This is a genomic window from Xanthobacter oligotrophicus (assembly GCF_008364685.1).
GTDB lineage: Bacteria > Pseudomonadota > Alphaproteobacteria > Rhizobiales > Xanthobacteraceae > Xanthobacter > Xanthobacter oligotrophicus.
The window spans coordinates 1-12,563 of sequence record NZ_VTTL01000014.1 but is presented as its reverse complement, the minus strand read 5'-3'; the positions used below and the strand labels follow the sequence as shown (position 1 = coordinate 12,563).

General features: G+C 71.0%; 7 protein-coding genes. 6 read left to right on the top strand and 1 reads right to left on the bottom strand.

Annotation, left to right across the window (positions count from 1 at the left end):
* Nucleotides 1–31: 31 nt before the first annotated feature.
* The 4 genes from FZ033_RS21360 to FZ033_RS21345 all read left to right on the top strand — a co-directional run bounded on the left by FZ033_RS21360 (nucleotide 32) and on the right by FZ033_RS21345 (nucleotide 8,854).
* Entirely contained in the window at nucleotides 32–6,013 is a 5,982-nt protein-coding gene (locus tag FZ033_RS21360) for an SDR family NAD(P)-dependent oxidoreductase (protein WP_149578089.1), read from the top strand.
* Nucleotides 6,010–6,996 carry a patatin-like phospholipase family protein gene (locus tag FZ033_RS21355; RefSeq protein ID WP_149578088.1) on the top strand — a complete coding sequence of 329 codons (987 nt, stop codon included), beginning with the start codon at nucleotides 6,010–6,012 and terminating at the stop codon, nucleotides 6,994–6,996. The genes FZ033_RS21360 and FZ033_RS21355 overlap by 4 nt, the downstream gene beginning before the upstream one ends.
* A gap of 104 nt (nucleotides 6,997–7,100) precedes the next feature.
* The gene (locus FZ033_RS21350) at nucleotides 7,101–8,024 is read left to right on the top strand and encodes an alpha/beta fold hydrolase (protein WP_149578087.1); all 924 of its coding nucleotides are present in this window, start codon (nucleotides 7,101–7,103) and stop codon (nucleotides 8,022–8,024) included.
* A gap of 32 nt (nucleotides 8,025–8,056) precedes the next feature.
* Nucleotides 8,057–8,854: a 4'-phosphopantetheinyl transferase family protein gene (locus FZ033_RS21345; RefSeq protein WP_149578086.1), complete on the top strand. Its 798-nt coding sequence runs from the start codon at nucleotides 8,057–8,059 to the stop codon at nucleotides 8,852–8,854.
* Here the strand turns inward: FZ033_RS21345 and FZ033_RS21340 are convergent.
* Nucleotides 8,826–9,728, bottom strand: a complete 903-nt coding sequence (locus FZ033_RS21340) for a LysR family transcriptional regulator (RefSeq protein ID WP_149578085.1) — start codon at nucleotides 9,726–9,728, stop codon at nucleotides 8,826–8,828. The two genes, FZ033_RS21345 and FZ033_RS21340, sit on opposite strands and share 29 nt — an antisense overlap.
* A 115-nt stretch (nucleotides 9,729–9,843) precedes the next feature.
* On the opposite strand from FZ033_RS21340, the gene FZ033_RS21335 reads away from it, so the two are divergent.
* Both FZ033_RS21335 and zwf read left to right on the top strand, forming a co-directional pair.
* Complete coding sequence (locus tag FZ033_RS21335) at nucleotides 9,844–10,584, top strand: SDR family oxidoreductase (RefSeq protein ID WP_149578084.1); 741 nt, start codon at nucleotides 9,844–9,846, stop codon at nucleotides 10,582–10,584.
* Nucleotides 10,585–10,804: 220 nt separating this feature from the next.
* Complete coding sequence (gene zwf, locus FZ033_RS21330) at nucleotides 10,805–12,280, top strand: glucose-6-phosphate dehydrogenase (protein ID WP_149578083.1); 1,476 nt, start codon at nucleotides 10,805–10,807, stop codon at nucleotides 12,278–12,280.
* The last annotated feature ends 283 nt before the right edge of the window (nucleotides 12,281–12,563 follow it).

Sequence of the window (12,563 nt, the reverse complement as noted above, 5' to 3'; positions counted from 1 at the left end):
TTTATGAGACAGGCGCCATGAGGCAGGCCGCATGAGCATCGCCCGGGACGATGGCCCCGCTGGGGCCGGCACCGGCCTTTCCGCCGCCCAGAAGCGCGCTTTGCTGGCGCGGCTGATGGCGGAAGGGAAAGGCCGTGCCGTCGCCCGGGCCGAGGGCTTCGTGGCGCTGTTCGAGCGCCAGGCGGGGCTGACTCCCGACGCCCCGGCGGTGTCCGATGGCAGCGACGGGCTGACCTATAGCGAACTGAACGCCCGCGCGACGGAGTGGGAGCAGGCCCTGCGTGCGTGCGGCGCAAGGCCGGGGAATGGGGTGGGGCTCGCCCTTGCGCGCGGCCCCGCGCTTGTCGCCGGCCTCATCGGCATCCTGAAGGCCGGCTGCGCTTTCCTGCCGCTGGAACCGGAGGATGCGCCGGCGCGGCTCGACCGCTTGCGGGCATCGGCCCGGTTCGTGCTGACGCAGGAGGGGGGCACAGAGGCAAGTCTGGTTGAGGCAAGTCTCGCGGCGGAAGGTCTCGCAGCGGGAGATCTTGCAAAGGCTGGTACCGCCTCCGCCGACACATCCGCCTTTGCCCTGATCGCGCCGGAACGGGCGCTCCTCGCCGTGCCGGAGCGGGCGGTGGCGGAGCGGTTGGCGTGGCTGCGGCAGGCGTTCCGGCTCGGGGCTGGCGATGTCAGCCTCTGCGCTGCCTCCCTCCACGATATATCGGCCGTCACCAGCCTGTTCTGGCCGCTGACGGTTGGCGCGAAGGTGGCGCTGGCGCCGGTGGAGCGTGAGCCGGCCGCGCTGGCGGCGCTTGCGCACGCCACGGGAGCAACGTGCGCGCTGCTGCCGGCCGCCGCCCTGCCGCTGCTGGACGAAACCGCGCTGCGGCTGCTGTTCCTCGACGGCGATCCGCCCCCCGGTATCGCCGGCCCGGCGGGGGCCGATACCTTCACCCTGTGGCAGGTCGCCGAAGCCGGCGGCCCGGTGCTGGCGCAGCCGGTGGGCGAGGGTGCGCCGCTGACGGGTGCGCCCCTGCGCATCCTCGATCGCCATGGTCAGCCGGTGCCGCTGGGCGGTGTGGGCAATCTCGCGGTGACCCCCGCGCCGGGACTGCCGGAGGTGATGCCGGGCGCGCGGGCACGGCAGCGCGCCGATGGCCGCTTCGAGCGCCGGCTCGATGGCGGGCGTCGCGTGGAGGCGGGCGGCCTGCGCTTCAGCCTCGCCGCCATCGAGGCGGAGCTGCGCGGGCAGGCCGGCATCGCCGAATGCCGGGTTCTGGAACGGGTGGATACGGCGGGCGCACCCCGCCTCGTTGCTTACATCGCGCCGCAGGGCCATGCGACGCCGGAGGCATGGGCGCCTTATTCTGCCAGCGTGCTGCCGCTGTGGCAGCGGCCGGCGGCCTTCGTTGCCGTGGCGGCCCTGCCGCTCACCGAGGCCGGGGCGGTGGACGACGCGGCGCTGGCCCGCCTGCCGGTGCCCGATGCCTTTGCCGCCGCGCTGTGGCGCCAGCGGCTGGAACATATGGACGGTATCGCGGAAGCCGCCGTGGTGGTGCATACGCTGGCGCCGGAGCCGGCATTCGTCACGCTGCCGCCGGTGGCGCTGCTCCCGCCCTCCGCGACTGCCCTGCCAGAGTCGCCGCCCGCCCCCGAAGGCCCGTGGGCGCTGGCGGATGGCGGACCTCTGGACTTGCCGGCCGACGCTCCCCGCACCCTCACCGACGCCCTGCTGCGCACGGCGGAGCGGGCCGGCGACAAGGGCATCCTGTTCCACGGCTCGGGACCTTCCCGGCAGCTGACTTATGTAGCGCTGTTCGAGGAGGCGCGGCGCATCGCCGGCGGGCTCAGGGCGGCGGGGCTTGAGCCCGGCGACACCGCCATCCTGCAGGTGCCGGACCTGCGGGCGCACCTGCCGACCTTCTGGGGTTGCGTGCTGGCCGGGGTGCAGCCGGTGACGGTGGCGGTGAGCGCCACCTTCGCGGAACGCACCGCGCTGGTGGCCAAGCTTATCAATGCCTGGGAATTGCTGGGGCGCCCGGTGGTGCTGGCGCCGGCCGCCCTAGCGGCGCCGCTTGCGGGGCTGGCGCGCTTTGCCGATGCCGCGCCCCATGTGCTGGCGCTGGAACAACTCACGGACCACGCGCCCCTCGAAACGGTGCATGCGGGGGCGCCGGAGGACGTGCTGTTCCTCCAGCTCAGCTCCGGCAGCACCGGCACGCCGAAATGCATCCAGATCACCCATGGCGGGGTGGTGGCGCACATCCATGCCACGGTGCGCGTTAACGGCTACGGTGCCGACGACGTGGCGCTGAACTGGCTGCCCATGGACCATGTGGTGCCCATGCTGACCTGGCACCTGCGCGACGTGTATCTGGGGTGCGCCCAGATCCAGGTGGAGACGGCGGCGGTGCTGACCGATCCGCTGCTGTGGCTCGACCTGATGGACCGCCACCGCGTGACCCGCAGCTGGTCGCCGAATTTCGGCTTCAAGCTGGTGTCGGACGCACTGCGGCAAGACCCCGGCCGCCGCTTCGCGCTCGGTCATGTGCGGACCCTCATGAATGCGGGGGAGCAGGCGACACTGCCGGTGATCGCCGAATTCCTCGCCCTCGCGGCGCCCTTCGGCATCCGGCCGGAGGTGATGCAGCCGGCCTTCGGCATGGCCGAGGCCTGCACCTGCATGACCTACGAGACCGGCTTTGACCCCGCCCGCTCGGTGCACTGGATCCACAAGGGCTCCCTCGGCGGCCGGTTGCGGCCGGTTGCGGCGGACGTGCCCGAGGCGGTGAGCTTCATCAGGCTCGGCCCGCCGGTGCCGGGGGTGGCCATCCGCATCGTGGACAGCGCCGGCGCGCTGGTGCCGGAGGGCGTCATCGGGCGGTTCCAGATCAAGGGCGGCGTGATCACCCCCGGCTATCTGCGCAACGCCGCCGCCAACGCCGAGGCCTTCGTGGGCGACGGCTGGTTTAACAGCGGCGACCTCGGCTTCATCCGCGACGGCAACCTCGCCCTCACCGGCCGCGAGAAAGAGCTGATCATCGTCAACGGCGCCAATTTCTACTGCTACGAGATCGAGGATCTGGTGAATGCGGTGGACGGCGTCCAGCCCACTTTCGCGGCGGCCTGCGCCGTGCCGGATGCCGCCACCGGCAGCGAGGCGCTGGCCCTGTTCTTCTCCCCCCGGCCGGAGGCGGACGCACCGGCGGTGGCCGATGCCATCCGCGCGGCGGTGACGGGCCGGCTCGGTATCGCCCCGGCGCATGTGACGGCAATCCCCCAGCCGGATTTTCCCAAGACCACCAGCGGCAAGATCCAGCGCATGCAGCTGCGCGCGGGTCTCATGGCGCAACTGGCGCAGGGCGCGGGCGCGCGCACCGTGCCGGCGTGGTTCCATGCGGAAGCCTGGGTGCGGCGCGAACTGGATGCGGAGCCGGCGCCGCCACGCGGCGTGGTGCTTCTGGGCGGGCCGGATGCGCTCGCCGCCGCGCTGGTGCAGGCGCTGGAACGGGAGGGGGTGCCGGTGGTGTCGGCGGGTGCCGAGGCGTGCGGAGCTGTTCCGGCGGCTCTTGGCGAGGCCGGTGCCGAGCACGGCGCGCGGGCGGACATGGTAGTGGACCTGCGCCCGCTTGTTCCTGCTCCCGCCGGCGAGACGCTGGATGCGTTCCGGACGCGGGCCGGCTCCGAACTGGCGGCCACCTTCGCTTTGCTCCAGCAGATGGGGCGGGAGGGGCGGCCGGTGACGCTCACGCTGGTGACGCGCGGCGGGGCCGGGAGCGGGGAGGGGATCGACCCCGCCCGCGCCGCCCTGCGCGGCCTGCTGCGCACCGCCGCGCAGGAGATGCCCGGCCTCTCTTGCCGGCAGATCGATGTCGGCGGACTGGATGCCGCCCCCGACCTGATGGCCCGGCTGGCCCCCGAGATCCGCGCGCCCGATGGCGAGGCCGAGGTTGCGCTGCGGCCCGCCGGCCGCTTCGTGCCCCGGCTGGAGGCGGTGGACCCAAGCCGCTCGCCCCGCGATCCCGCACTCCGGCTGAAGACCGGCGGGCGCTATCTCGTCACCGGCGGTACCGGCGGCATCGGGCGAGCGCTGGTGAAACATCTGGCGGCGCGCTGCCGGGCCAAGCTCCTCGTCGTCGGGCGCTCCGCTGCGGGTGGCGAACGGGATAGCCCGGACCTGCTCACCCGCGCCGTGGATGTCACCGACGCCGACGCGCTGGAAGCCGCCGTCGTCGAGGCGGAGGCGCGCTTCGGTGGCCCCCTCGATGGCGCCTTCCACCTCGCCGGCATCGCCCCGGCCGGAGCGCTGGCGCAGGAGACGGCCGAGGGGCTGGCGGCGGCCTTCGCGCCGAAGGCGGTGGGCGCGCGGGTGGTGGTTGAGGCCATGGGGCGCCGGCCCGGCGGGTTCGTCGTGCTGTGGTCGTCGGTGAATGCCATCTTCGGCGGTGCCGAGGCGGGGGCCTATGCCGCCGCCAATGCCGCGCTCGCGGGGATGGCGGGGGAAGGAACACGCGTGCTCTGCCTCCACTGGAGCCGCTGGCAAGACCTCGGCATGAGCGCGCCGGCGGGCGGCGACAGCGGCGCGGCGGAATTTGCCGCCGCGCGCGGCTTCCGCACCCTGCCGGTGGAGGACGCTCTCGCCAGCTTTGAGGCGGCGCTGGCGCTGGGGACTTCACCGCTGTCCATCGGCCTCGACGGTGCCTCGCCTTTTGTCCGCCCACGAGTGCGCCAGCCGGTTCGGCCGCTGCACGGGTTGGCGGGCTTCGTGGTGCCGCGCCCCGGCGCCGTCCCGACGGCGCCCGCGAACGACGATGTGGCCGACCGCTTCGGCACGCCGATCCCGTGCCCGCTGCGCGTGCTCGATGCCTTGCCCCGGTCGGCGGACGGCACCCTCGACACCGAAGCCCTGTCGCGCCATGACGGAACCGCGCTGGCCGTCGAGGGTGGACAGGACGGGGTGGAGGCGCAGCTGGCCACCATCTGGAGTGCGCTGCTGAAGCGCCCTGCCATTGCCCCGGACGACAATTTCTTCACCTCCGGTGGCCATTCGCTGGTGGCGGCCGGCCTTGTCCACCGGGTCCGCGAGGCGTTCGGGATGGACCTGCCCCTGCGCATCCTGTTCGAGGCCCCCACCCTGCGCGGCATGGCCCGCTGGATCGCCGCCAACGCGTCCGCTGAGGCGGATCGCCGGCCGCTGCCGGATTGCCTGGTGCCGGTGCAGCCGGAAGGCGGGCGGCCGCCCCTGTTCTGCGTCCATCCCGCAGGCGGCAGCCCGTGGTGCTACCTGTTCCTCGCCGATCACCTTGGCCGCGACCAGCCGCTCTACGGCTTCCAGGCGCCGGGGCTGATCGACGATACGCCGCCCTTGTCCACCGTGGAGGAGATGGCGCGGCTTTATGTGGAGGCCATGCGGCTGCGCCAGCCCGCGGGGCCCTACCACGTTGCCGCATGGTCCTCCGGCGGGCCGGTGGTGTTCGAGATGGCGCGGCTGCTGGAAGAGGGCGGCGAATGCGTGGCGACGCTGGCCTTCCTCGACTGCGCGGTGATGGAAACCGAGAATTTCGTGCGCTCGCGCGATCCCCTGCGCCATGTGAAGGCGCTGTGGCGCATGGGCACGTTCGTGACGCAGGTGCGCCTGCCGCGCTCCTATGGCGACCTTGCGGCCCTCGCGCGCCTCATCGGGCTGAGCCTGCCGGCCAGCTTCCGCGACCTCAGGCTCGACCGTGCCTTCTGGACGGGGGTCGGGCGCTCCCTGCGCATCTTCAATCTCAACACGACGATGGGATACCGCTATTGTCCCTCCCGCATCGCCGCAGGCGCGGTGCTGTTCCGCGCGGGTTCCTCGCAAGGGGCGGACGATCCGCTGGAGGCGGAGTTGCGGACCCATGTTGCCGGCGGTGTGGTGCGCGTGGATCTTCCGGGCAACCACATGTCGATCATTCTCGATCCCGAGGGGGCAGCGGCACTTGCCGCCCGCTTGAAGCCGTTTCTCGATGGTGAGGCCGGAGCACGAAAGGGAGAAGGGGTATGACGTATCGCATCCTGTCTTTGGACGGCGGCAACGGCGGCAAGGCCGGCGTGTTCCTCTCGACGCTGGAGCGCCGGGCCGAGGTGCTCGGCTTCAGCGTCCTGCGCCAGATCGACCTGTTCGCCGGCACCTCGAACGGCGCCGTCAACGCCCTGCTGATGGCGTGGTTCGACGATCCGGTGCTGGCCTTCGAGGCGGTGCTGCGCTTCGATGACGAGGTGCGCGAAAGCCAGACGCCGTGGTCCATCGCCGGCACCGTGCTGGGCAACAATGCCGCCATGACCACCGGGCGCATCAAGGCGTTCTGCGACGAGGTGTTCGGCGCCGGCGCCATCCTCGCCGACGTGAAGCGGCCGGTGCTGGTCAACACGGTGCAGCTCGACAATGCCCTTTCCGACGGGCAGCGCAGCTGGCTGCCGCGCACCTTCTCCAATTTTCCCGGCGATCTCGGCCGGGTGGAGTTGATCGCGGACGTGGTGCTGCGCACCATGGCCATGCCGCTGCAATATCCCATCTACCAGAGCGGGGCGCAGACTGGTCCGGCCTATGTGGACGGGGCGGTCGCCTCCAACAATCCGGCGCTGACGGCGATCACCGGCGCGCTGGGCCAGCAGAAGGCGCTGGAGGACATCGCCCTGCTGTCCATCGGAACGCCGCGCAACCTCGCCGGTCAGTCCCGTTATCTGACGCCCGGCCTCTCCGAGGGCAGCGCCGACTGGGGCTATCGCCAGTGGCTGCTGGATCCGTTCAACCCGCTGGTGCTGGTGGACCTGTTCCTGCAGGCGGGCGCCGCCGCCACCAGCGCCCAGTGTGCCCAGCTTCTGGGCTCGCGCTTCCAGCGCGTCGATCCGCCGGTGTTCACCGGGCCGGCGTGGGATGCGCCGGAGACCAATGTGGTGCTGGACACCACGGTGGACTGGCTCAACGCCCACGGCTGGAACGATCCCGCCGCCGCCGTGAAGGCGCCCGCCGCTCCCGTCTCGTGACGGGAGCTTCACGGCGGTGCCGGAGCGGTTCGCAGCCCGGCGGCAGCCGCTGAGGGGAGCCGGCGTCAAGGGATGCCGGCAATGGACGGCCGGAAGGGGGAAGCATGGACCAGCCAGACGGGAAACAGGGCGGCGGGGAACAGGCCTTCGAGGAACAGACAAGCGCGGCCCCGGCCCGCTTCTTCGCCTATCCGAGCGCGGACGGCGTCGCCCTGTTCGGGCGCGAATGGGGCGATCCTGCCGCGCCCTTGCCGGTGGTGCTTCTGTCCGGCCTCACCCGCAATTCGCGGGACTATGAGGCCCTGGCGCAGGCGCTGGTGGCCGATGTTTCCCATCCCACCCGCGTGGTGGCGTTCGATTATCGCGGGCGCGGCGGCTCGGGCCATGCGCCCTACACCACCTACACGCCCATCCAGGAGGCGCAGGACATCCTCGCCGGCCTCGCCGTGCTGGGCATCTCCCGGGCGGTGCTGGCCGGCACCTCGCGCGGCGGCCTCGTCATGTTCGTGCTGGCCATCCTGCGACCCGACCTGTTCGCCGGCGCCATCTTCAACGACATCGGTCCGGTGGTGGAAGTGGCCGGCATCCTGCGCATCGGCAGCTATGTGGGCGCGCCGCTGCGGGCGAGCTGGCCGGAGGCCGTCGCTGACCTGAAGGCGACACAGGGCTTCATGTTCCCGGCCCTGAGCGATGCGGAGTGGGAACGCTTCGCCCGCCAGATTCATGGCGATGCCGGCGGCAAGCCGTGCCTCTCCTATGATCCGGCCTTGGGCGAGGCGTTCAAGGCCATCGACCCCGGCAAGCCCCTGCCGGACCTGTGGCCCGGCTTCGATGCCCTCGCGCAAGTCCCGGCCATGGTGGTGCGCGGCGCGCTGTCGGACGTGCTCTCGGCCAAGACGGTGGCGGACATGGCGGCCCGCCATCCGGGCCTCGTGATCCATGAGGTGGCGGAGCAGGGCCATGCGCCGCTGCTGTGGGACGCGCCCGCCCAGCAGGCGATCATCGCCTTCATCCGCTCGGTGTCGTAAGGCACGGCCGGCGCGCGTGGGGAGAGATCGCGATGGGGCTTGAGGACGGAGCGTCCGGCCACGGGCCTGCGCCCGGCGAGGTGCTGGTTCTGCACGGCTTCACCCGCGTGCTGGCGCAGGAGGATGTGCGCCCGCGCCTGATGGCCTGCCTCAGCCCGGAGGAGGAAGCCCGTCGCCAGGCCTTCGCCTTCCCCCGCGACCGCGACATGTTTCTTCTGGCCCATGCGGTGATGCGTCTGGCGCTCGGCCGCGCCATGGGGGTTGGTCCGCTCGATCTCGCCTTCACCCGCGATGCCTATGGCAAGCCTTTCCTCGCCGGCCCCTTTCAGGCCGCGCCGGGGTTCAGCCTGTCGCACTCCGGGGAGGCCGTTGCCATCGCCATCGCCGGCGCGTCGCTGGTGGGCGTCGATGTGGAGGCGCATGCCCGCGAGGTTCCGCTGGAGGCCATGGCCATGGTCATGGCCGATGCGGAGGTCGCGGACCTCGCCGCCTCCGGCGGGGTCGCCCGGCGCAAGGCGTTCGCCTACTGGACCCTGCGCGAGGCCTTCGCCAAGGCGGTGGGCCTGGGCCTGTCGCTGCCGCGCAACGACGTGTCCTTCCGCCTCGCCGGGGAAGGCCCCGCCGGCGATGGGGCCCCGGTTGTCGCCCATCTGGCCGGGCAGTTCGGGGCTGCCGGCTACTGGCACCTCCACCAATGCGACCTTGGCCCGGACCATATTCTGGCCGTCGCCGCGCGTGCCCCGGGACCGGTGGCCTGGCGGCTGATGCCGATCGAGAGTGTTCTCCCTTGCGCGGGTGGTGTCAGAGCGCCGGCCCGGCCCGTTCCCTGAACTGGGCGGCCATCCAGTCGATGAGCACGCGCAGCCGCGGCGAGAGCTGGCGGGTGTGCGAATACAGCACATGGACCGGCAGGGCGGCGGGCGGGAAGTCCGCGAGGACCTCCACCAGGGCGCCGCCCGCAAGCTCTGCGGCGACGCGGTAGCGCGGCACCTGGATCAGTCCGATGCCGAGGCAGGCGGCGGCCACGTTGGTCTCGGGCCCTGTCACCGTGAGCGGGGCGGGCAACGTCAGCTGTCGCACTTTTCCAGCCACCGTGAACAGCAGGGGCGAGATCTTGGCGGTATCGGTGGCCAGGAGGCCGACCATCTCGTGCCCTTCAAGCTCCTCCGGCGTGCGCGGCGTGCCGAAGCGCCGGAGATAACCGGGGCTCGCGAAGGTACCCCGCTCAAGGGTCGCCAGGCGCCGCCGGATCAACGGGCTGTCGGCGAGTTCGCCGGCGCGCAGGATGCAGTCGAAGCCCTCGCGGATCAGGTCCAGCGGTTGGTGGGTCTCGCTCATGTGCAGCCGGATGCCGGGATAGGCGGCGAGGAAGCGCGGCAGGCCGGGCAGCAGGAAATGCCGCGCCTGGGTGCCGTGGACATCCATGCGGATGAGGCCCGAGGGCCTGGCGCCGACGAAGGCGCCCTCGGCATCCTCGAGGTCGGCGAGCAGGCTGACGCAGCGCTGGTAATAGGCCTCGCCATCCAAAGTCGGGCTGACATGCCGCGTGGTCCGCTGCAGCAGCCGCACCCCCAGCCGCGCCTCCAGTCCCTTCACCGCGTCGGTGACCGAGGAGCGCGGCAGGCCGAGATCCTCGGCCGCCTGGGTGAAGCTCCGGCGTTCGACAATCCGGGTGAAGACCCGCATGGCATCGAAACGATCCATTGTTCGCAGTCTCGAATAATGATGCCGGATCATGGGTGATTATCTGGTGCAGGGAAATGGGCATTGTCTCCACCAACGCGCCGCCACACCGGCGGTCGGCACAGGAGCGAAGACCATGACCTCTCACACCAGCAAGGTTGCGATCGTGACCGGAGCCGCGGGCGGCATCGGTGCGGCGGTGGCCGAGCGCCTCGCGCGCGACGGCTTCACCGTGGTGGTGAACTATGCGGGCAAGACCGCGCCGGCCGACGCCCTGGTGGCGAAAATCGTGGCGGCGGGCGGCCATGCCCTCACCGCCCAGGCCGATGTTTCCAATGCAGATTCCGTGCGCCGCATGTTCGACAGCGCGGAAACCGCCTTTGGCGGCGTCGACGTGCTGATCAACACGGCCGGCATCATGGCCCTCGCGCCCATCGCCGACAGCGACGATGCGCTGTTCGACCGCCATATTGCGGTCAACCTGAAGGGCACCTTCAACACCCTGCGCGAAGCGGCGCGGCGGCTGCGCGATGGCGGGCGGATCGTGAACTTCTCGTCCAGCGTGGTCGGCCTGCTGCAGCCCACGTACGGCGTTTACGCCGCCACTAAGGCTGCCGTGGAGGCCATGACCAGCATCCTCGCCAAGGAGCTGCGCGGCCGCAGCATTACGGTCAACGCCATCGCGCCGGGGCCCACGGCGACGCGGCTGTTTCTCGACGGCAAGCCGCAGGAGGTGGTGGACCGCCTCGCCAGGCTCGCGCCGCTGGAACGTCTCGGCCAGCCCGAGGATATCGCTGCCGCCGTCGGCTTCCTGGTGGGGCCGGACGGCGCCTGGATCAACGGCCAGACCCTGCGGGCCAACGGCGGTATCATCTGATCGCGGCGGTTGCCGCAGCCCAGAGGCCGGCTGTGCCCACGTTCCGGCGCGGCCGATTCCCATGCGATTCGACGCCAATATATAAATCATATGAAGTTATTAATTGACGCAGGCGGGGTCAGCCGCATAAATCTCGCCGAGCCTCCCCGGCTCGTGCCGCCACCCAGGCGTCGGACCCGCAGTTCCGGCCTGGCGGGCCTCACTGCAAGGCGAATTTGTGATGTCGAGTCGCGTCATTCCGGTGCAACCCTTCGTCCTCACGGTGTTCGGCGCCACCGGGGACCTTGCCCGCCGCAAGCTTCTGCCCGCGCTCTACCAGCGCGACCGGGCCGGCCAATTGCCCGAGCGCGCCGCCATCGTCGGTGCCTCGCGCCAGCAGATGACGCCGGAGGCGTTCGTCGCCTTCGCCCGCGCCGCCATCACCGAATATGTGCCGGCCGGCGATCTGGAGGATGCGGACGTGGCCCGCTTCCTTGCCCGCCTCACCTATGTGCCGGTGGAGGCCGAAGGCGAGGGCGGATGGCCGGAGCTTGCGGCCCTCATCGCCGCCCATACGGACATGATCCGGGTGTTCTATCTCGCCACCGGGCCGGCCCTGTTCGGCCCCATCTGCACCCGCCTCGGCGCCCACGGCATCGCCGTCGATGGCGCGCGGGTGGTGGTGGAGAAGCCGCTAGGCAAGAGCCTGGAGAGCGCCGTCGCCCTCAACAAGGCCATCGGCGAGGTATTCGAGGAGCGCAACGTCTACCGCATCGATCATTATCTCGGCAAGGAGACGGTGCAGAACCTGATGGCGCTCAGGTTCGCCAACACCCTGTTCGAGCCGGTGTGGAACAATGCCCACGTCGACCATGTGCAAATCACGGTCGCGGAAGACATCGGCACCGCCGGCCGCGCCGGTTACTACGATACCGCCGGCGCACTGCGCGACATGGTGCAGAACCACATTCTCCAGCTGCTCTGCCTCGTTGCCATGGAACCTCCGGTGTCGCTGGACGCGGATGCGGTGCGCGACGAGAAGCTGAAGGTGCTGAAAGCCCTCCTGCCCATCACCGAGGCCAATGCCGCCCAGTCCACCGTGCGCGGCCAGTATCGCGCCGGCGCCTCGGCGGGCGGGGCGGTGCCGGGCTATCTGGAGGAACTGGGCTCTTCCACGTCCGAGACCGAGACCTTCGTGGCCTTGAAGGCGGAAATCGGCAACTGGCGCTGGTCCGGCGTGCCGTTCTACCTGCGCACCGGCAAGAGGCTGGCCTCGCGGGTGTCGGAGATCGTCATCACCTTCCGCCCGGTGCCCCATTCGGTGTTCGACGCCTCCGCCGGTACGCTGCGGGCTAACGTGCTGGTGCTGCGGCTCCAGCCGGAGGAGGGCGTGAAGCTGTGGCTGATGATCAAGGATCCCGGTCCCGGCGGCATGCGGCTTGAGCATGTGCCGCTCGACATGAGCTTCGCCAGCGTGTTCGGCGTGCGCAATCCCGACGCTTACGAGCGCCTGCTCATGGACGTGGTGCGCGGCAACCAGACCCTGTTCATGCGCCGCGACGAGGTGGAGGCGGCCTGGCGCTGGGTGGACCCGATCCTCGACGCGTGGCGCGCCTCCCGCGAGCCGCCCAAGCCCTATACCGCCGGAACCTGGGGTCCCGCCGCCGCCATCGCCCTCATCGAGCGCGACGGCCGCACCTGGTCCGGCGACGACTGACAACTCTGTGTTGACGGGTTCCCCTACCGGCATCGCCCGGCAGGGTCGCGCCAAAAGCTGGCTCGCGCCAACAGATGGTCGCAAGATGCGCGTATAAGAGCCGACCATAAGAGACCAATTGCCGGAAGAGCCGCCACACGATTGGCGGATGCCCTCCGGGAGGAGACCGCCAATGTCCGCCGAAACCCCGTCCACCACTGCCCCCTCCGCCCCCCTCAATGCCCGCGTGGGGGAGGTGACGGAGCGGATCGCGCAGCGTAGCCGCGACCAGAGACAGCGCTAT

Excerpts from the sequence above, each read along its gene's own strand:
- FZ033_RS21360 (WP_149578089.1), top strand. The coding sequence starts at position 32 with ATGAGCATCGCCCGGGACGATGGCCCCGCTGGGGCCGGCACCGGCCTT.
- FZ033_RS21355 (WP_149578088.1), top strand. The coding sequence starts at position 6,010 with ATGACGTATCGCATCCTGTCTTTGGACGGCGGCAACGGCGGCAAGGCC.
- FZ033_RS21350 (WP_149578087.1), top strand. The coding sequence starts at position 7,101 with ATGGACCAGCCAGACGGGAAACAGGGCGGCGGGGAACAGGCCTTCGAG.
- FZ033_RS21345 (WP_149578086.1), top strand. The coding sequence starts at position 8,057 with ATGGGGCTTGAGGACGGAGCGTCCGGCCACGGGCCTGCGCCCGGCGAG.
- FZ033_RS21340 (WP_149578085.1), bottom strand. The coding sequence starts at position 9,728 with ATGGATCGTTTCGATGCCATGCGGGTCTTCACCCGGATTGTCGAACGC.
- FZ033_RS21335 (WP_149578084.1), top strand. The coding sequence starts at position 9,844 with ATGACCTCTCACACCAGCAAGGTTGCGATCGTGACCGGAGCCGCGGGC.
- zwf (WP_149578083.1), top strand. The coding sequence starts at position 10,805 with ATGTCGAGTCGCGTCATTCCGGTGCAACCCTTCGTCCTCACGGTGTTC.